The sequence below is a fragment of the Acidovorax sp. JHL-9 genome, assembly GCF_000426205.1.
Taxonomy (GTDB): domain Bacteria; phylum Pseudomonadota; class Gammaproteobacteria; order Burkholderiales; family Burkholderiaceae_C; genus Acidovorax; species Acidovorax soli.
The window spans coordinates 1-17,230 of record NZ_AUEX01000031.1 but is presented as its reverse complement, the minus strand read 5'-3'; the positions used below and the strand labels follow the sequence as shown (position 1 = coordinate 17,230).

Genomic DNA, 17,230 nt, shown 5'->3' with positions numbered 1-17,230 from the left:
ACTCCTGAGTTAAGAAAGAAAAGTTAAGGGAAAGAAAAACGAAAGGGAAACTTAGTGCGCGTTGTGCGCCTGACCAAGGTAGATCAGTGCCAGCATCATGAAGATGAATGCCTGCAAGGTGATCACCAGAATGTGGAACAGCGTCCAGATGGTGCCAGCGATGACGTGGCCCACAGGCAGCAGCACACCCGACAGCGACAGCGCAGCCGCACCACCCATGAGGGCAATCAGCATGAACACCAGTTCGCCAGCGTACATGTTGCCGAACAACCGCATGCCATGGGACACGGTGTTGGCCACATATTCAATGATCTGCATGAGCAGGTTCACCACGCCCAGGATCAAGGCGAAGATGGGATTCTTGCTGGTACCGAACGGAGCGGACACCAGCTCGTGCGCCCAGCCGCCCGCGCCCTTGACCTTCACGCTGTACCAGAAGCGCAGGACCAGCACGGCAAAAGCCAGGCCGAGGGTGGTGGACAGATCGGCGGTCGGGACGACACGCAGGTAGGCATGGCTTGGATCGTGACCAGCCGCACCGTAGATTTGGGCCCAGAGGGCGGGCAGCGCATCCACAGGCAGCATGTCCATGAAGTTCATCAGGAAGATCCAGACGAACACCGTCAGACCCAGCGGCGCGATGAACTTGCGGCTTTCGGCGTTGTGGATATTGGCCTTGGCCTGGTTATCCACCATCTCGACCAGAATTTCCACGGCCGCCTGAAAGCGACCAGGAACACCGGAAGTCGCCTTGCGAGCGGCCGACCAGAGAATCAACAGCGTGAGAGCACCCAGAACCAACCCCACGATGATGGAGTCATAGTTGAAGACAGTGAAGTCGACAATCTTGGTCTGGTTGACGTTTTGAAGATGCTGCAGGTGGTGAACGATGTATTCACTTGCAGTCGGAGCGTGCGCTTCTGCGGCCATCGGACAACTCTTCTCTCTATCAATCGGTTTTTCGGACACCAGGCCGCACCCAAAGTGCCACCCAGTACGTTTTCATTGTGATCACCATACCCACCAGCAAGGCGATCCAGTTCAATCCCGGCACCAACCGGGGGGCCGCCGCCAGCAGCGCCACTGTCAACACGATCTTGGCGACTTCCCAGCCAAAGAACCCCACCATGGCCGCCCGAGGATTGCCAGACGCCTTGCGGCGAAACACACCACGGGCAAACAGCGCAGCCGGAACCACTACCGCCAGGGCACCATAGGCTGCAGACCAGCCCACCGACGCCCTGCCCGTCAAGACCCAAGCCACCAGGGCCACCAGCATCCCAACCAGCGCCTGACCCGCCACCACCTTCCACACCGAAATGGGAGGATGGCGACTGCGCCACTGTTCAGCCTCCTGGGCCGTCAGGGGCTTGAAGTCAGATTCTTCAGCCTCAGATTCAGTTTCTGGCGCGATTGTTTTCATTGTTGAATGACACCCGCGTTAAAGACCAGAAATTTACAAAGCCTCTAATTATAAGTAAAAACCCGTGAGGCAAGACAAAAAACCTGCATTCCGGAGCCAGGATCGATGCTTGGTGCGCGCCGTTGTGGCGATGCGCCAACGCGCCATACCTGGACTCGCCACACCTTGCGCACACCCAACGGGCACAACCCGACCCACCATCCTCATGCCCTTGCGAGGCCTGTAGCGCACAATGCCAGAGCCTTGCCAGCTATTGAATCCGCAGCAGAAACCACAATCCTCAGCACCATGACATCTTCCACTCTACCGCCCGCAAACGGCATCGACCGCCAGGCCAACGATCCGCGCAAAGACTCGCTGATTGAATACCCCTCCAGGTTTCCGATCAAGGTCATGGGCGCCAAGGTGGACGGCTTCGTGCATGCAGTCACCGAGCTGGCCCGCCAGTTCGACCCGACCTTCGACGCCGCCACGATTGAACTGCGCGACAGCCGCGCCGGCAATTATCTCGGCGTCACCATCACCATCACCGCCACCAGCCGCGCACAGCTCGATGACCTGTACCGGGCCCTGTCGTCCCACCCCCTGGTCAAAGTGGTGCTGTAAGGCATGGCCATCGACATCCGCAGGCTGGGCCGGGTCGACTACGCCGCCACCGTGCAAGCCATGCAGGACTACACCGCCTGCCGCACCTCCGAAAGCCCCGACTTGCTCTGGATTTGCGAGCATGACTCGCTTTACACACAAGGTATTGCAGGAAAAAGCGATCACATACTCCAGCCGGGCGATATTCCGGTGGTGGCAACCAATCGCGGCGGGCAGGTCACCTTCCATGGCCCAGGCCAGGTGGTGGCGTATCCGCTGATCGACCTGCAGCGCGCCGGCTACTTCGTCAAGGAATATGTCTACCGTATGGAAGAGGCCGTGATCCGCACGCTGGCGCATTTTGGCGTGACGGGCCACCGCGTGGGCGGCGCCCCCGGGATCTATGTGCGCCTGGATGACCCGCACAGCCATGCGTTACTGCCCCAGCGCCCGCAAAAGCGCACCGGCGACGCAGCCCCCGTGCCCGACTTCGACGGCCTGGGCAAGATTGCCGCCCTGGGCATCAAGGTCAGCCGGCACTGCACCTACCACGGCGTGGCGCTGAATGTGGGGATGGACCTGGAGCCCTATGAACGCATCAACCCTTGCGGTTACGCAGGATTGAAAACCGTCGACCTTTCTACAATCGGGGTCCACACCACCTGGGAAGAAGCCGCGCAGGTGCTGGGCCAGCAGCTCAGCATTCGCCTCGCTCCCTGACCTCCACACGCCGTCTACACGCCATGAGCACCCCTGAAGTCGTTCGCGAAGCACAATCCACCGAAGCCTACAACCCTCTGGCCAAGCAGAAAGCTGCGGCCAAGCTGTCGCGCATTCCCATCAAGGTGGAACAGGGTGAAGTGCTCAAGAAGCCCGAGTGGATCCGGGTGAAAGCTGGCAGCCCGACCACGCGCTTCTACGAGATCAAGGAGATCCTGCGCGAGCACAAGCTGCACACGGTGTGCGAAGAGGCCTCGTGCCCCAACATCGGTGAGTGCTTTGGCAAGGGCACGGCCACCTTCATGATCATGGGCGACAAATGCACGCGCCGCTGCCCGTTCTGCGACGTGGGCCACGGCCGCCCCGACCCGCTGGACAAGGACGAGCCGCTGAACCTGGCCAAGACCATTGCCGCGCTCAAGCTCAAATACGTGGTGATCACCAGCGTGGACCGCGACGATCTGCGCGACGGCGGCAGCGGCCACTTCGTGGAGTGCATCCAGAACATCCGCGCGCTGTCGCCCAGCACGCAGATCGAGATCCTGGTGCCCGACTTCCGTGGCCGCGATGACCGCGCACTCGAGATCCTCAAGGCTGCGCCGCCCGATGTGATGAACCACAACCTGGAAACCGCGCCCCGCCTGTACAAGGAAGCCCGACCCGGCTCTGACTACCAGTTCAGCCTGAACCTGCTCAAGAAGTTCAAGGCGCTGCACCCCAACGTGCCCACCAAGAGCGGCATCATGGTGGGCCTGGGCGAGACGGACGAAGAGATCCTGCAGGTCATGCGCGACATGCGCGAGCACAACATCGACATGCTGACCATCGGCCAGTACCTGGCACCCAGCAACAGCCACCTGCCCGTGCGCCGCTACGTGCACCCCGACACCTTCAAGATGTTCGAGCAGGAGGCCTACAAGATGGGCTTCAGCCACGCTGCCGTGGGTGCCATGGTGCGCAGCAGCTACCACGCGGACCAGCAGGCGCACGCCGCCGGCGTGTAAGCCCCGCACGCGCCACCCGGTCCGCAGTTCGCCCATGGGCCCGACTGGTCTGCTCTCGCTGCGGCGCTACGGCGCATCGCCGGGCAGCCACAGCCATGACCACTTCCAGATCCTGCTCGGTCTCTCTGGCGCGCTGGACCTGGAGGTGGCGGGGCGCGGCGTGCGCGTGGCGCCCGGCGGCGGCTGCGTGATCGCACCGGGAGATCGGCACGACTTTGAATCGTCCCATGGCAGCGTGTGCCTGGTGCTCGACAGTACCCACCCTGACTGGGCGCACTGCGCCAGCCCACGCCGCGCGACCACACCGCCAGCCGACGCGCTACCCCTGGCGCATTACCTGGCCGGCGCACTGCATCAAGGCCGCCCCCTGGCGCAAGCCCACGGCCCCGCCCTGCTGCTGGAGGCTTGGTTGGGCAGCCCCTACCCCGACGCCCCCCTGCGCAGCCCCACGCGGCGCCGTGCCATCGACTGGCCCGCGCTGCAGCAATGGGCCGCGCAACAATGGCACCGTGAACTGACCGTAGCCGACCTGGCGGCCCAGGTGCACCTGAGCTCCAGCCAGTTTGCCGCCCGCTGCCGGGACGACCAGGGCATGGGTGCCATGGCCTGGTTGCGGGGCCAGCGGCTGGCACAGGCCCGGCTGCTGCGCAGCAGCGGCATGGCGGTGGCCGAGGTAGCGCGGCGCACGGGCTACCGTTCGCCCTCGGCGCTCACGGCCGCTTTGCGCCGCCACAGCAACCCCTGACGCGCGACGACAGACCGCCGTTGCGCGACGACCGGTGCGCGTAAGCTCGGCCCATGCAAGCCAACCTCTATGCCCTGGGCGCCATCGCCCTGTGGGCCTCGCTCGCCTCGCTGGGCGTGTCGCTCACCCATGTTCCACCGTTTCTGCTCACGGGCATCGCGCTCATCGTCGGCAGCGTGCCTGCGTGGCCGTTTGTGCTGCGCGACCCTTCGCAGTGGCGCATTCCTGCACGCACACTGGCGCTGGGGGTGTATGGCCTGTTTGCCTACCACTTCCTGCTGTTCATCGCGCTGCGCCACGCGCCGCCGGTCGAGGCCAACCTGGTCAACTACCTATGGCCGCTGTTCATCGTGGTGCTGGCGCCCGTGGTGCTGCCCGGCGTGGCGCTGCGCCTGCCGCATGTGCTGGCGGCCCTGCTGGGTTTTGGCGGTGCGGCCATTGCCATCGTGGGCGGGCGCGAGCTGAGCGGCACGCTGGCCTGGGGCTACCTGCCCGCGCTGGCGGCGGCGTTCATCTGGGCGACCTATTCGCTGCTGACCAAGCGCGTGGCCACCTTCCCGACCACGGCCATCGGCCTGTTTGGCCTGGTGTCGGGCGCGCTCTCGCTGCTGTGCCACGCCGTGCTGGAGCCTGCCGTGGCGCTGCAGCCGCGCGACTGGGCGCTGCTGGCAGTGCTGGGCCTGGGGCCGCTGGGGGCCTCGTTCTTTCTGTGGGACAAGGCGCTCAAGCTCGGGGATGCGCGGCACATCGGCATCCTGAGCTACATCACACCGCTGGCATCCACCGCGCTGCTGCTGGTGGTGAGCGGCCGCCCCTTCAGCTGGAGCATTGCGCTGGCCACGGTGATGATCATCGGCGCGGCGGTGATGGGGATGCGGGCACGCTGATCAAGAATTTCAAGGAAACGGGCATTCCGCGCTTATCCCCAAAGCGCCAAAAGCTATACATTTAATAGCAACGAAGTACGCTATGACACCAGCAGCGCGGCGGGCTCGTCACCTGCGAGCACCTGCTGCGCCCATGGTGCCAGCTTGCGGGTGTCGGCCCGCAGAATTTCCTGCTTCACGGCCAGGATCTGCGCCGGGTGCATGGAGAAGCTGCGCAGCCCCAGCCCCAGCAGCAGGCGGGTCATGGTCACATCGCCCGCAGTTTCGCCGCACACGCACACGCTCTTGCCCTGGCGCTCGCCCTCGGCAATCACATCGGCCACCAGGCGCAGCACGGCCGGGTGCAGCGGGTCATACAGGTGCGCCACCGCCTCGTCGGCGCGGTCAATGGCCAGCGTGTACTGGATGAGGTCGTTGGTGCCGATGGACAGGAAATCGAAATAGTGGAGGAAGCTGCGCACCATCAGCGCGGCCGCCGGCACCTCGATCATGGCGCCCAGCTGCACCGGGCCGTAGGGCACGCCCCGGGCATCGAGTTCGGCGCGCGCCAGTTCGACCTGGGCCAGCGTCTGCTCGATTTCGTGGCGATGCGCCAGCATCGGAAACAGCAGCTTCACCTGCCCATAGGCCGCCGCGCGCAGCACGGCGCGCAGCTGGTTGCGGAACATGGACGGATCGGCCAGGCTCCAGCGGATGGCACGCAGGCCCAGCGCAGGGTTCAGGTGCGTGTCCTTGCCCCCTTTGTCGAGCGGTTTGTCGGCGCCCACGTCGATGGTACGGATGGTGACCGGCAGGCCCTGCATGCCGTCAATCGCCTCGCAATACGCGCGGTACTGCTCGTCTTCGCCGGGCAGGTTGCCATTCTTGCCCATGAACAGGAATTCACTGCGAAACAGGCCCACCCCCACGGCGCCCGCGCGCACGGCAGCGGCGGCATCACCGGGCTGTTCAATGTTGGCCAGCAATTCGATCTTGTGGCCATCGATGGTGATGGCGGGCGTATGGCGCAGGCGTGCCAGGCGCTCGCGCTCCAGCGCCACCTGGCGCTGGCGAAAACCGTATTCGGCCAGGATGATGGGCGATGGGTCGACGATCACCACCCCGGCATCGCCGTCGATGATGACCCAGTCGTCCTGGCGCACCAGCTGGCTGGCCGCACGCGCACCCACCACCGCCGGGATGTCCATGCTGCGCGCCACGATGGCGGTGTGCGAGGTCTTGCCGCCCACGTCGGTCACGAAGCCGGCGAACACGCTCTGCTTGAACTGCAGCATGTCGGCCGGGGACAGGTCGTGCGCCACCAGCACCAGCGGTACATCGACCGTATCGTCGAGCAGCAGGTCCTGCTGGGTCTTGCGCGGGCTGCTGGCAGGCGGCGCGACAGGGCTGGCCACGCCCTTCATGTAGCGCAGGATGCGCTCGACCACCTGCTCCAGGTCGGCCTTGCGTTCGCGCAGGTAGTCGTCTTCCATTTCGTCGAACTGGCGCGCAATCAGTTCGAACTGCGTGGTCAGCGCCCATTCGGCGTTGTACAGGCGCTCGGAGATCCAGTGCTTGACCCCGCCGGTGAGCATCTCGTCCTGCAGCAGCATCAGGTGCACGTCCAGCAGCGCGGCCAGCTCGGGTGGCGCATCGTGCGGCATGTCGGCCTGCAGGCGCTGCAACTCCTCGGCCACCGCGTTGCGCCCCTGGCGCACCCGCTCGATTTCCGCCGCCACCTGCTCGGGCTGGATGAAATAGTGCGCCACATCCACGCGGCTGGACGCCACCAGCACGGCCCGGCCTATGGCGATGCCCCGTGCAACCGCAAGACCGTGGACGGAAAACGTCATCGAAGATCCTTTTCTGGCAAGCGTTCAACCACCGCGTTGCCCGCACGCATCCCGGAGGAACCGCCTCCCGCGCGATCGGGGCGCAGGGGGCTCACCGTCATTCCCCTTCGCCAAACTTGTCGGCGATCAGCGCGAGCAACGCATCCATGGCCTCCTGTTCGCGCTCGCCAATGGTCTCGATTTCAATCTCGGTGCCCATGCCCGCGGCCAGCATCATCACGCCCATGATGCTCTTGGCATTGATGCGGCGATCGCCCCGGCTCATGAAAACATCGCAGGGAAAGCTGCCCGCCAGCTTGGTCAGCTTGGCAGACGCCCGGGCATGCAGGCCCAGCTTATTGTTGATGGTCGTGCGGGTCTTGATCATGGGAGTTTCGTCGAGTCTGGTTCTGCGGCGCTGCAATGGCCACCTGCATCACCCCCTGGGTGCCACCCACCACAGCGCGGGTCACCACGGCATCGAGGGGTTCAGCGCGGTAGCTCACGGCACGCAGCAGCATGGGCAGGTTCACGCCCGCTACAAGGCGCGAGCCCACGCCGTCCACCAGGCGCTGGGCGATATTGCAGGGCGTGGCGCCAAACAGGTCGGTCAGCACCAGCGTGGAATGGGGCCCCAGCTGCTCCAGCAAGCGGCGTGCCTGGGCCAGGCTGGCTTCAGGCGCCGCGTTGGGCTGCACGTCCAGCGCCACCACACTGTCGCCGCAGTCGGCAAACACGTGCAGTGCACATTCACGCAAGGCATGGGCCAGCGGGGCGTGGGCAATGATGAGAATGCTGGTGCTCATGGTGTGATGGTTTGCCTTGCATTATGGCGGGCCGAATGGAGTCCACCACGGTCAGCCCGATGGCCGCGCGCAATGGCATCGGGCTCACTGCAAATTCAGGCCGGCAAAAAGGGCATTGGCCACGTCAGGCCGGGGCTTGTCGGTGTACACCACGGCGTGGTACAGCCGCACCTCTTGGCCCAGCGCGCGCGCAAACCACACGCCCTGCACCGTCACCGCCGCGCCATCCGCACGCCGGCCCTGCGCCACCAGGCGCACCGAGGACGGCAATGGCAACGTGCCCGCGAACGCAAACGGCTGCTCGGAGAGCACGCTGGCAGCCTCCAGGCGCGCCAGCACCGCTGCCCGCCAGTGCGCCAGCGCGACATCGGCACGGGCCGGATCGGGCAGCGCGGCGTGCGAGATGGCAAACGTGGCGCTGTCGGCTTCGCAGCCCGCCATGGCCAGCTCCACCGGTACCCCCGCCATTTCCACGGTGCGCGTGGCGTGGTCGGGCTTGCACGGCAGGGTGGCCGTGAGCGCAGCGCCGGCTAGCGGCACGCTGCGCCAGTTCAGTGCGGGGCTGCATGCCGCCAGCAGCAGGGCCGCAGCCCAGGGCAATGTCCGGTTCATGGTCCGATTATGGGCAACAGCGCATGGCCGCAAAACGACTTGTGCACCAGAAGGCGAACTTTTATGGTGCAACGCGATCTGTCTTCCAGGGTCATAAAGGGCTGCGGAACTGGCGGGGCAGGCAGTCCTGCACAATGCGGGCTTGGGCGCTTGCCCACCGCTTTTTTGGATGAGGATGTCATGGGTATCAAGCATTGGGCAGTCGGCGCCGCATTGGTGGCTTTCGCGGGCGTGGGCGCATGGGTGTATCTGGACGCCGGGCGCTCGGTGGCACCGGAATCCACGTTTGTGCTGCTGGACGGCTCCAGCCAGACCACCGCCGACCTGCGCGGCAAGGTGACGCTCGTCAATTTCTGGGCCACCAGCTGCACCACCTGCGTAGCGGAAATGCCCGAAATCATCGCCACCCACAACAAATTCCACACCAAGGGCTTCGACACCCTGGCCGTGGCCATGAGCTACGACCCGCCCAGCTACGTGGTGAATTTTGCCGAATCGCGCAAGCTGCCGTTCAAGGTGGCGCTCGACAACACGGGCGCGGTGGCCAAGGCCTGGGGCGATGTGCGCCTGACGCCCTCGACGTTCATCGTGAACAAGCGCGGCGAGATCGTGAAGAGCTATGTCGGCGCCCCCGACTTTCCAGAACTGCACCGGCTGATCGAGAAGCTGCTGGCGGAAACCTGAGCTGGCACGGCTCCCCGCACCTGACGCCAAAGGACTGTCTTCGTCCAACAGGCTTTTGGTGCCGGAGGGGAAAGCGCAAATGCTATTTATTTTATAGCATCCGCTATCCCGACCCGTTCGTCACCATCCCGCGGTCTGGCATCTACGGCGGGGTATTGCGCAATGGCCCTGGGGGTGGCGGCATTCGCCGTCATGGCCTTGGGTGCGGGCGCCGCGCGAAATGCCACGGCCGCGTGAGGCTTGATGGATGAAAAAGTGACTTCCGCAGGTGCCGCTACACTGATTCCTTTGAATCAGCCAGCCTGCGTTGTGGAAAAGCTACCTGTCACCCTGCTGACCCCGTCCCTCCCCCACGAGCTGGATGCGGTGCGTGCCATCTTCCGGGAATATGCCGATAGCCTCGGCATCGACCTGTGCTTTCAGGATTTCGAGACCGAACTGGCCCAGCTGCCAGGTGAATATGCCCCACCGCGCGGGGATTTGCTGCTGGCCGAGGTCGATGGATCCATTGCCGGCTGCTGCGCATTGCGTCCGCTGGACGCGGCAGATTATCCCAATGCCGCTGAAATGAAACGCCTGTATGTGCGCAAGGCGTTTCGGGGGTTCGGCCTGGGCCGGCAACTGGCCGAGGCCGCGCTGGATGCGGCCCGGGCAAAAGGTTATGCCTGCGTGCTGCTCGACACGCTGGACGACATGGAATCCGCGCGGGCCCTGTATGCCGACCTCGGTTTCGAGGACATTCCACCCTACTACCACAACCCCATTGCCGGGGCCCATTACCTCAAGGCGGACATCCTTTGAAGCCAATAGACTGCCAGCGCTTATAAACCAAACGCCAGCAGCTATTTATTTTATAGCAACCTTCAACCCTTGGCTTGCGCCAGCAGCGTGTCGGCGTCGCTCACGGCAAACTGCCCAGGCGCTTCGATATTGAGCGTGACGACCTTGCCGTCGCGCACCAGCATCGAATAGCGGTTGCTGCGCAACCCCAGGCCCTTGCCCGTCAGATCCAGTGTCAGGCCCGTGGCCTTGGCGAAGGCGGCATCACCGTCGGCCAGCATGCGCACCTTGTCGCCGGTTTTCTGGTCGCGGGCCCAGGCGCCCATGACAAAGGCGTCGTTGACGCTCACGCACCAGATCTCATCCACGCCAGCCGCCTTGAACTCGGCCGCCTTCGCCAGATAACCGGGCACATGCTTGGCCGAGCAGGTGGGCGTAAAGGCGCCAGGCAGGGCAAACAGTGCAATGGTCTTGCCGGCGGTGGCCTTGTCCACGGGCACGGGGTTGGGGCCAATGCTGCAGCCTTCGCCCTCGACTTCCGAGTATTCCATCAGGGTGGTGGCAGGCAGGGTATCACCGACTTTGATCATCTTCATCTCCAAGAAACTGGGGCAGTCCGCCGGGGTGCAATGTGCACCCCACAAAGCAAAACGACCCACATTGTGGGTCGTTTTGAAGGTCCTTGCAGGCTTGCGCCCTTAGGGCTTAGAGCAGGCCGGCCTTTTGCACCAGACGGGTCGCGACCCAGTTCTTGGTCTTGGAGAGCGGACGGCTCTCGGTGATTTCGATCACGTCGCCGATATGGAAGTCACCGTTTTCGTCGTGGGCGTGGTACTTGCTCGACTTGGCAACGATCTTGCCGTAGAGCTCGTGCTTCACACGGCGCTCGACCAGCACCGTCACGGTCTTTTGACGCTTGTCGCTGACCACCTTGCCAATCAAGGTGCGCTTGAGGGATTTTTTAGGTTCCGTCATGATGGCTCCTTACTTGGCGGCTTGCTTTTCAGCAAGAATGGTCTTGGCGCGAGCGATGTCGCGACGGGTGGTACGCAGCGTGTTGGTGTTACCCAGTTGCTGCGTAGCCTTCTGCATGCGCAGACCGAAATGGGCTTTTTGCAAGGCCTTGATTTCGGTTTCGATGCCGGCAACGTCTTTTTGGCGCAGTTCAGTAGCTTTCATTGCATGTTCTCCTGAATTACGAGCCAATCAGGCGGCTGACAAAGGTGGTGCGCAGCGGCAGCTTGGCGGCAGCCAGGCGGAACGCTTCACGGGCCAGTTCTTCAGGCACACCCACGATTTCAAAAACGATCTTGCCGGGCTGGATTTCAGCCACGTAGTACTCGGGGTTGCCCTTACCGTTACCCATACGCACTTCTGCGGGCTTGGTAGAGATGGGCTTGTCCGGGAACACGCGGATCCAGATACGGCCGCCACGCTTGACGTGACGGGAAATCGCACGGCGTGCAGCTTCGATCTGGCGGGCCGTCAGACGGCCACGATCGGTGCACTTCAGACCGAAATCACCGAACGCAACGGAGGCACCCCGCGTTGCGACGCCGGTGTTACGGCCTTTTTGCTCCTTGCGGTATTTGCGGCGAGCAGGTTGCAGCATCTTTATTCTCCTTTGCCGTCCGCTGCTGTAGCGGGCGCGTCAACTTTACGAACGCGCTTAACGGCGGTTGCATCGGCACCACCGGCGCCGACGGGCTTGTCGCTGCCATCGGCAGGGGCGCTGTTGGCACCCATGGGACGACGGGGACCACGGCCTGCACCTGGACGGTCGCCACCTGGGCGGCCATCACGGCGCGGGCCACGTGGGCGACGCTCTTCTTCCGGACGTGGGGTTTCCACGGCGGGCAGATCGTTGCGACCCAGGGTGTCACCCTTGTAGACCCAGACCTTGACGCCGATCACACCATAGGTGGTCTTGGCTTCGGAGGTACCGTAGTCGATATCGGCACGCAGCGTGTGAAGTGGCACGCGGCCTTCGCGGTACCACTCGCAGCGAGCGATTTCGATACCGTTCAGACGACCGGACGACATGATCTTGATGCCCTGGGCACCCAGACGCATGGCGTTCTGCATGGCGCGCTTCATGGCGCGGCGGAACATGATGCGCTTTTCGAGCTGCTGCGTGATGCTGTCGGCGATCAGCTTGGCATCGATTTCAGGCTTGCGCACTTCTTCGATGTTCACTGCGACCGGCACGCCCAGGCGCGACGCGAGTTCCTTCTTCAGGTTCTCGATGTCTTCACCCTTCTTGCCGATCACCACGCCCGGACGTGCCGAGTAAATGGTGATGCGGGCGTTCTTGGCGGGGCGCTCGATCAGGATGCGCGACACAGCCGCGTTCTTGAGCTTGGCCTTCAGGTACTCGCGCACCTTGATGTCTTCGGCCAGCATGCCCGCGAAATCGCGGTTGCTGGCGTACCAGCGGCTGGACCAGTTGCGGCTGACCGCGAGGCGGAAGCCGGTAGGATGGATTTTCTGTCCCATAGTCTTCCTTGGCCTCAGTTACCAACCGTCACGTACACATGGCACGTGGGCTTGCTGATGCGGTTGCCGCGGCCTTTGGCGCGCGCGGTGAAGCGCTTGAGCGTGGTGCCTTGTTCGACGTAGATGGTCTTGACCTTCAGTTCGTCGATGTCGGCGCCATCGTTGTGTTCGGCATTGGCGATCGCCGATTCCAGAACCTTCTTGACGATGCCCGCAGCTTTTTTCTGCGTGAACGTCAGGATGTTCAGGGCCTGGTCCACCTTCTTGCCGCGGATCAGATCAGCGACCAGACGGCCTTTGTCGACCGACAGACGGACGCCCCGGAGGACTGCACGTGTTTCAGACATGGTCGTTCCTTATTTCTTCTGGACTTTTTTGTCCGCGGGGTGACCCTTGAAGGTGCGCGTCAGGGCGAATTCGCCCAGCTTGTGGCCCACCATCTGGTCGGTGACGTAGACAGGTACGTGCTGCTTGCCGTTGTGCACGGCGATGGTCAGACCGATGAACTCGGGCAGAACCATGGAGCGACGCGACCAGGTCTTCACTGGTTTCTTGTCCTTGGTGGCAACGGCCTTTTCGACCTTGGCCAGCAAGTGATGGTCAACAAATGGACCCTTTTTAAGAGAGCGAGTCATCTGTTACCCCTTACTTCTTGCGACGCGACACAATCATGACCTGTGTGCGCTTGTTGTTACGGGTGCGATAACCCTTGGTCAGATTGCCCCAAGGATCGACTGCATGGCGGCCTTCGCCGGTGCGGCCTTCGCCACCACCGTGAGGGTGATCCACCGGGTTCATGGCCACGCCGCGAACCGTAGGACGAATACCCATCCAGCGCTTCACACCGGCCTTGCCCAGTTGGCGCAGGCTGTGCTCTTCGTTGGCCACTTCGCCAATGGTGGCGCGGCATTCGATGTGGATCTTGCGGACTTCACCGGAACGCATGCGCACCTGGGCGTAGATGCCTTCACGGGCCAGCAGCGTTGCCGAAGCACCTGCCGAGCGGGCGATCTGGGCACCGGCACCGGGCTTGAGCTCGATGCAGTGGATGGTCGAGCCCACAGGGATGTTGCGGATAGGCAGCGTGTTGCCTGCGCGGATCGGGGCTTCCGAACCGCTCATCAGCGTTGCGCCGGCTTCCAGGCCACGGGGGGCAATGATGTAACGACGCTCGCCGTCGGCATAGCACACCAGGGCGATGTGGGCCGTACGGTTCGGATCGTATTCAATGCGCTCAACCTTGGCGGCGATGCCGTCCTTGTTGCGCTTGAAGTCCACCACGCGGTAGTGGTGCTTGTGACCACCGCCCTTGTGGCGCGTCGTGATGTGACCGTTGTTGTTACGACCGGCCTTCTGGAACTGAGGCTCCAGCAGAGGGGCGTACGCTTCACCCTTGTACAGGTGGTCACGCGTGACCTTCACCACAGCACGTTGGCCGGGCGAAGTGGGTTTCATCTTGATGACAGCCATGATTACGCGGCCTCCCCGGACAGGTTCAGCTCTTGACCTGGCTGCAGCGTGACGTATGCCTTGCGAACATTGTCGCGGCGGCCAACGGTCTTGCCGAAGCGCTTGGTCTTGCCTTTGGTGTTCACCACAGAAACGCCCTTGACCTCGACCTTGAACATCAATTCCACAGCGGCCTTGATTTCTGGCTTGGTTGCGTTCTGCAGCACCTTGAACGTCACAGCATTGGACTTCTCGGCAACCATGGTGGCCTTTTCGGACACGATGGGAGCGACCAATACTTGCATCAGACGACCTTCGTCAAACTTGAGTGTGCTCATGCGAACATCTCCTTGAGTTTGTCGATTGCACCCTTGGTGACGAGCACTTTCTTGAAACGGACCAGCGACACGGGATCGGCGTAACGGGGCTCGACGACGAGCACGTTCACCAGATTGCGCGAAGCCAGGTACAGGTTTTCATCGACTTCATCGGCGATCACCATCACCGATTGCAGGTTCATCGCCTTGAACTTGTCGGCCAGGACCTTGGTCTTGGGCGAATCCAGCTTCAGCGAATCGACCACCGCCAGGCGGCCTTCGCGGGCCAGCTGCGACAAGATGGCAGACATACCAGCGCGGTACATCTTCTTGTTGATCTTCTGCGTGAAGTTTTCATCAGGCATGTTCGGGAAAATCCGACCGCCCCCGCGCCACAGTGGCGAGGAAGTCATACCTGCACGTGCGTTACCCGTACCCTTTTGCTTGAAAGGCTTCTTGGTCGAGTGACGGACTTGCTCGCGGTCCTTCTGGGCGCGAGTGCCTTGGCGTGCGTTGGCCTGGTAGGCCACCACGATCTGGTGCACCAGATCTTCGTTGTATTCACGACCGAACACGGTTTCGGGAACATCCAGCTTGGATGCGCCTTGGCCCTGGTCATTCAGGAGTTCGAGCTGCATTAGTTCGCTCCTTTGGAGGCTTTGGCCTTGATGGCGGGACGCACGGTCACGAACCCACCCTTGGAGCCCGGAATGGCGCCCTTGATCAAGAGCAGTTGACGCGCTTCGTCGATGCGGATGACATCGAGGTTTTGCGTGGTCTTGGTGACGTCGCCGAGGTGGCCCGTCATGCGCTTGCCGGGGAACACGCGACCGGGGTCTTGTGCCATACCGATCGAGCCAGGCACGTTGTGCGAACGGCTGTTACCGTGCGACGCGCGCTGCGAGCTCATGTTGTGGCGCTTGATGGTACCGGCGTAGCCCTTACCGATGGAGGTGCCCTGCACGTCCACCTTCTGGCCGACAGCAAAGACATCCGCCACAGGCACTGCAGCACCGGCGGCGTACTTGCCAGCGGTTTCTGCGGTCACGCGGAATTCCTGGATGATTTCACCGGCTTCCACACCTGCCTTGGCAAGGTGGCCGGCTTCTGGCTTGGTCACGCGCGATGCTTTGCGCGAACCGAACGTGACCTGCAGGGCCACGTAGCCATCGTTCTCTTGGGTTTTGACCTGGGTAACGCGGTTGTTGGACACATCCACCACCGTGACAGGCACTGCGTCCCCATCATCGGTGAACAGACGCATCATGCCCACTTTGCGACCCAGCAACCCGAGGGAGTTGCTCAGACTCATTTGTTTCTCCAAAACTTCCACCGCCGCAACTTCAATTGGCTGCAGCGTTTGCACTCGCGTGCATGAAAGACGGTTAATAAAACTCCACACGAAGAACGCCCATGAAAGGCGCAAATCAAGCGAAGCCCTAAAGTATAACGCGAACTGCTTTTTCAAGCAAGTTCGCGTTATCGAGACATTGCCTGAGGGGCTGGCCCCTCAGGCAACAGCCATTACTGCAGCTTGATTTCGACGTCCACGCCAGCGGGCAGGTCGAGCTTCATCAGGGCGTCAACGGTCTTGTCCGTCGGGTCCACGATGTCCATCAGACGCTGGTGCGTGCGGATTTCGAGCTGGTCGCGGCTGGTCTTGTTGACGTGCGGCGAGCGCAGGATGTCGAACCGCTTCATGCGCGTCGGCAGAGGCACGGGGCCCTTGACGATGGCGCCGGTGCGCTTGGCGGTATCAACGATCTCGGCAGCCGACTGGTCGATCAGCTTGTAGTCAAACGCCTTCAGGCGGATGCGGATTTTTTGCTGGGACATGGCAAGTTCCTTGTTCTGCTTATGAATTAAGCAATGATCTTGGCCACGACGCCCGCGCCCACGGTACGGCCGCCTTCACGGATAGCGAAGCGCAGACCTTCTTCCATGGCGATGGGGTTGATCAGCTTGACGGTGATCGACACGTTGTCGCCAGGCATGACCATTTCCTTGTCGGCTGGCAGCTCGATGGCGCCGGTCACGTCGGTCGTGCGGAAGTAGAACTGAGGGCGGTAGTTGTTGAAGAAGGGGGTGTGGCGGCCGCCTTCATCCTTGCTCAGAACGTACACCTCAGCCGTGAAGTGGGTGTGGGGCTTGATCGAGCCGGGCTTGCACAGCACCTGGCCGCGTTCCACGTCTTCGCGCTTGGTGCCGCGCAGCAGCAGGCCCACGTTGTCGCCAGCCTGGCCCTGGTCCAGCAGCTTGCGGAACATTTCCACGCCGGTGCAGGTGGTCTTGACGGTGTCCTTGATACCGACGATTTCGATTTCTTCGCCGACCTTGATGATGCCGCGCTCGATACGGCCGGTCACCACGGTGCCGCGGCCGGAGATGGAGAACACGTCTTCCACGGGCATCAGGAAGGAGCCGTCCACTGCGCGCTCGGGCGTGGGGATGTAGGTGTCCAGGGCTTCGGCCAGCTTCATGATGGCTTCTTCACCCAGCTTGCCCTTGTCGCCTTCCAGGGCGAGCTTGGCGGAACCGCGGATGATCGGGGTGTCGTCGCCAGGGAAGTTGTACTTGTCGAGGAGTTCGCGCACTTCCATTTCGACGAGTTCGAGCAGCTCTTCGTCGTCCACCATGTCGCACTTGTTCAGGAACACGATGATGTAGGGCACGCCCACCTGGCGGGCCAGCAGGATGTGTTCGCGGGTCTGGGGCATGGGGCCGTCAGCGGCCGAGCACACCAAAATGGCGCCGTCCATCTGGGCTGCGCCGGTGATCATGTTCTTCACGTAGTCGGCGTGGCCGGGGCAGTCCACGTGGGCATAGTGGCGGTTGGCCGTCTCGTATTCCACGTGGGCGGTGTTGATCGTGATGCCGCGGGCCTTTTCTTCAGGTGCCGCGTCGATCTGGT

26 protein-coding genes are annotated in these 17,230 nt (G+C 62.8%); 7 read left to right on the top strand and 19 right to left on the bottom strand.

The window, feature by feature from the left end; genetic code table 11:
* Nucleotides 1-51 precede the first annotated feature (51 nt).
* Together atpB and K225_RS0116430 are read right to left on the bottom strand one after the other, a co-directional pair.
* Nucleotides 52-930 carry a F0F1 ATP synthase subunit A gene (gene atpB, locus K225_RS0116435; protein ID WP_026437416.1) on the bottom strand — a complete coding sequence of 293 codons (879 nt, stop codon included), beginning with the start codon at nucleotides 928-930 and terminating at the stop codon, nucleotides 52-54.
* A 19-nt stretch (nucleotides 931-949) separates the two neighbouring features.
* Complete coding sequence (locus tag K225_RS0116430; RefSeq protein ID WP_026437415.1) at nucleotides 950-1,423, bottom strand: ATP synthase subunit I; 474 nt, start codon at nucleotides 1,421-1,423, stop codon at nucleotides 950-952.
* Between the two features lie 288 nt (nucleotides 1,424-1,711).
* On the opposite strand from K225_RS0116430, the gene K225_RS0116425 reads away from it, so the two are divergent.
* The 5 genes from K225_RS0116425 to K225_RS0116405 are packed head-to-tail and all read left to right on the top strand — an operon-like array spanning nucleotide 1,712 to nucleotide 5,364.
* The gene (locus K225_RS0116425; protein ID WP_051249025.1) at nucleotides 1,712-2,029 is read left to right on the top strand and encodes a YbeD family protein; all 318 of its coding nucleotides are present in this window, start codon (nucleotides 1,712-1,714) and stop codon (nucleotides 2,027-2,029) included.
* A gap of 3 nt (nucleotides 2,030-2,032) precedes the next feature.
* Complete coding sequence (lipB, locus tag K225_RS0116420) at nucleotides 2,033-2,728, top strand: lipoyl(octanoyl) transferase LipB (protein WP_026437413.1); 696 nt, start codon at nucleotides 2,033-2,035, stop codon at nucleotides 2,726-2,728.
* Nucleotides 2,729-2,751: 23 nt separating this feature from the next.
* Nucleotides 2,752-3,732 (top strand): lipoyl synthase, encoded by a 981-nt coding sequence (gene lipA / locus K225_RS0116415; RefSeq protein ID WP_026437412.1) that lies wholly within the window; start codon nucleotides 2,752-2,754, stop codon nucleotides 3,730-3,732.
* 34 nt (nucleotides 3,733-3,766) lie between these two features.
* The gene (locus K225_RS0116410; RefSeq protein ID WP_026437411.1) at nucleotides 3,767-4,477 is read left to right on the top strand and encodes an AraC family transcriptional regulator; all 711 of its coding nucleotides are present in this window, start codon (nucleotides 3,767-3,769) and stop codon (nucleotides 4,475-4,477) included.
* A gap of 53 nt (nucleotides 4,478-4,530) precedes the next feature.
* The gene (locus K225_RS0116405; RefSeq protein ID WP_026437410.1) at nucleotides 4,531-5,364 is read left to right on the top strand and encodes a DMT family transporter; all 834 of its coding nucleotides are present in this window, start codon (nucleotides 4,531-4,533) and stop codon (nucleotides 5,362-5,364) included.
* Nucleotides 5,365-5,444: 80 nt separating this feature from the next.
* Here K225_RS0116405 and ptsP read toward each other — a convergent pair whose 3' ends face one another.
* The 4 genes from ptsP to K225_RS0116385 form a co-directional block, all read right to left on the bottom strand.
* Nucleotides 5,445-7,196: a phosphoenolpyruvate--protein phosphotransferase gene (ptsP, locus tag K225_RS0116400; protein WP_026437409.1), complete on the bottom strand. Its 1,752-nt coding sequence runs from the start codon at nucleotides 7,194-7,196 to the stop codon at nucleotides 5,445-5,447.
* A 97-nt stretch (nucleotides 7,197-7,293) separates the two neighbouring features.
* Entirely contained in the window at nucleotides 7,294-7,563 is a 270-nt protein-coding gene (locus K225_RS0116395; protein WP_026437408.1) for an HPr family phosphocarrier protein, read from the bottom strand.
* Nucleotides 7,532-7,981, bottom strand: a complete 450-nt coding sequence (locus tag K225_RS0116390) for a PTS sugar transporter subunit IIA (RefSeq protein WP_026437407.1) — start codon at nucleotides 7,979-7,981, stop codon at nucleotides 7,532-7,534. Before K225_RS0116390 ends, K225_RS0116395 begins: the two co-directional genes overlap by 32 nt.
* An 84-nt stretch (nucleotides 7,982-8,065) precedes the next feature.
* Nucleotides 8,066-8,593: a hypothetical protein gene (locus K225_RS0116385; protein ID WP_026437406.1), complete on the bottom strand. Its 528-nt coding sequence runs from the start codon at nucleotides 8,591-8,593 to the stop codon at nucleotides 8,066-8,068.
* A gap of 180 nt (nucleotides 8,594-8,773) precedes the next feature.
* Here K225_RS0116385 and K225_RS0116380 point away from each other — a divergent pair, with 180 nt between their 5' ends.
* Together K225_RS0116380 and K225_RS0116375 are read left to right on the top strand one after the other, a co-directional pair.
* Nucleotides 8,774-9,277: a peroxiredoxin gene (locus K225_RS0116380; RefSeq protein ID WP_026437405.1), complete on the top strand. Its 504-nt coding sequence runs from the start codon at nucleotides 8,774-8,776 to the stop codon at nucleotides 9,275-9,277.
* 309 nt (nucleotides 9,278-9,586) lie between these two features.
* Nucleotides 9,587-10,078 carry a GNAT family N-acetyltransferase gene (locus tag K225_RS0116375; RefSeq protein WP_026437404.1) on the top strand — a complete coding sequence of 164 codons (492 nt, stop codon included), beginning with the start codon at nucleotides 9,587-9,589 and terminating at the stop codon, nucleotides 10,076-10,078.
* A gap of 62 nt (nucleotides 10,079-10,140) precedes the next feature.
* Here the strand turns inward: K225_RS0116375 and K225_RS0116370 are convergent, their stop codons facing one another.
* The 13 genes from K225_RS0116370 to tuf form a co-directional block, all read right to left on the bottom strand.
* Nucleotides 10,141-10,647, bottom strand: coding sequence for a peroxiredoxin (locus tag K225_RS0116370; RefSeq protein ID WP_026437403.1), 507 nt, complete (start codon nucleotides 10,645-10,647; stop codon nucleotides 10,141-10,143).
* A 115-nt stretch (nucleotides 10,648-10,762) separates the two neighbouring features.
* Entirely contained in the window at nucleotides 10,763-11,032 is a 270-nt protein-coding gene (gene rpsQ, locus K225_RS0116365) for a 30S ribosomal protein S17 (protein ID WP_026437402.1), read from the bottom strand.
* A gap of 9 nt (nucleotides 11,033-11,041) precedes the next feature.
* The gene (gene rpmC / locus K225_RS0116360) at nucleotides 11,042-11,236 is read right to left on the bottom strand and encodes a 50S ribosomal protein L29 (protein ID WP_024813779.1); all 195 of its coding nucleotides are present in this window, start codon (nucleotides 11,234-11,236) and stop codon (nucleotides 11,042-11,044) included.
* Nucleotides 11,237-11,252: 16 nt separating this feature from the next.
* Entirely contained in the window at nucleotides 11,253-11,669 is a 417-nt protein-coding gene (gene rplP, locus K225_RS0116355) for a 50S ribosomal protein L16 (protein ID WP_005796975.1), read from the bottom strand.
* 2 nt (nucleotides 11,670-11,671) lie between these two features.
* Nucleotides 11,672-12,553: a 30S ribosomal protein S3 gene (gene rpsC, locus K225_RS0116350; protein ID WP_026437401.1), complete on the bottom strand. Its 882-nt coding sequence runs from the start codon at nucleotides 12,551-12,553 to the stop codon at nucleotides 11,672-11,674.
* Nucleotides 12,554-12,567: 14 nt separating this feature from the next.
* On the bottom strand, nucleotides 12,568-12,900 hold the full coding sequence (rplV, locus tag K225_RS0116345) for a 50S ribosomal protein L22 (RefSeq protein WP_005796970.1): 333 nt from the start codon (nucleotides 12,898-12,900) through the stop codon (nucleotides 12,568-12,570).
* Between the two features lie 9 nt (nucleotides 12,901-12,909).
* Nucleotides 12,910-13,188 (bottom strand): 30S ribosomal protein S19, encoded by a 279-nt coding sequence (rpsS, locus tag K225_RS0116340; protein ID WP_005796963.1) that lies wholly within the window; start codon nucleotides 13,186-13,188, stop codon nucleotides 12,910-12,912.
* 10 nt (nucleotides 13,189-13,198) lie between these two features.
* A complete protein-coding gene (gene rplB / locus K225_RS0116335) occupies nucleotides 13,199-14,023 on the bottom strand; it encodes a 50S ribosomal protein L2 (RefSeq protein ID WP_026437400.1) in 825 nt (274 codons plus the stop codon).
* A 2-nt stretch (nucleotides 14,024-14,025) separates the two neighbouring features.
* On the bottom strand, nucleotides 14,026-14,340 hold the full coding sequence (gene rplW, locus K225_RS0116330; protein WP_007847815.1) for a 50S ribosomal protein L23: 315 nt from the start codon (nucleotides 14,338-14,340) through the stop codon (nucleotides 14,026-14,028).
* Nucleotides 14,337-14,957, bottom strand: coding sequence for a 50S ribosomal protein L4 (gene rplD / locus K225_RS0116325; RefSeq protein WP_008906425.1), 621 nt, complete (start codon nucleotides 14,955-14,957; stop codon nucleotides 14,337-14,339). Before rplD ends, rplW begins: the two co-directional genes overlap by 4 nt.
* Complete coding sequence (gene rplC, locus K225_RS0116320) at nucleotides 14,957-15,631, bottom strand: 50S ribosomal protein L3 (protein WP_015012188.1); 675 nt, start codon at nucleotides 15,629-15,631, stop codon at nucleotides 14,957-14,959. Before rplC ends, rplD begins: the two co-directional genes overlap by 1 nt.
* A gap of 212 nt (nucleotides 15,632-15,843) precedes the next feature.
* Complete coding sequence (gene rpsJ / locus K225_RS0116315; RefSeq protein ID WP_026437399.1) at nucleotides 15,844-16,155, bottom strand: 30S ribosomal protein S10; 312 nt, start codon at nucleotides 16,153-16,155, stop codon at nucleotides 15,844-15,846.
* Nucleotides 16,156-16,181: 26 nt separating this feature from the next.
* A partial coding sequence (tuf, locus tag K225_RS0116310; protein ID WP_026436684.1) for an elongation factor Tu occupies nucleotides 16,182-17,230 on the bottom strand: 1,049 nt, incomplete at its 5' end.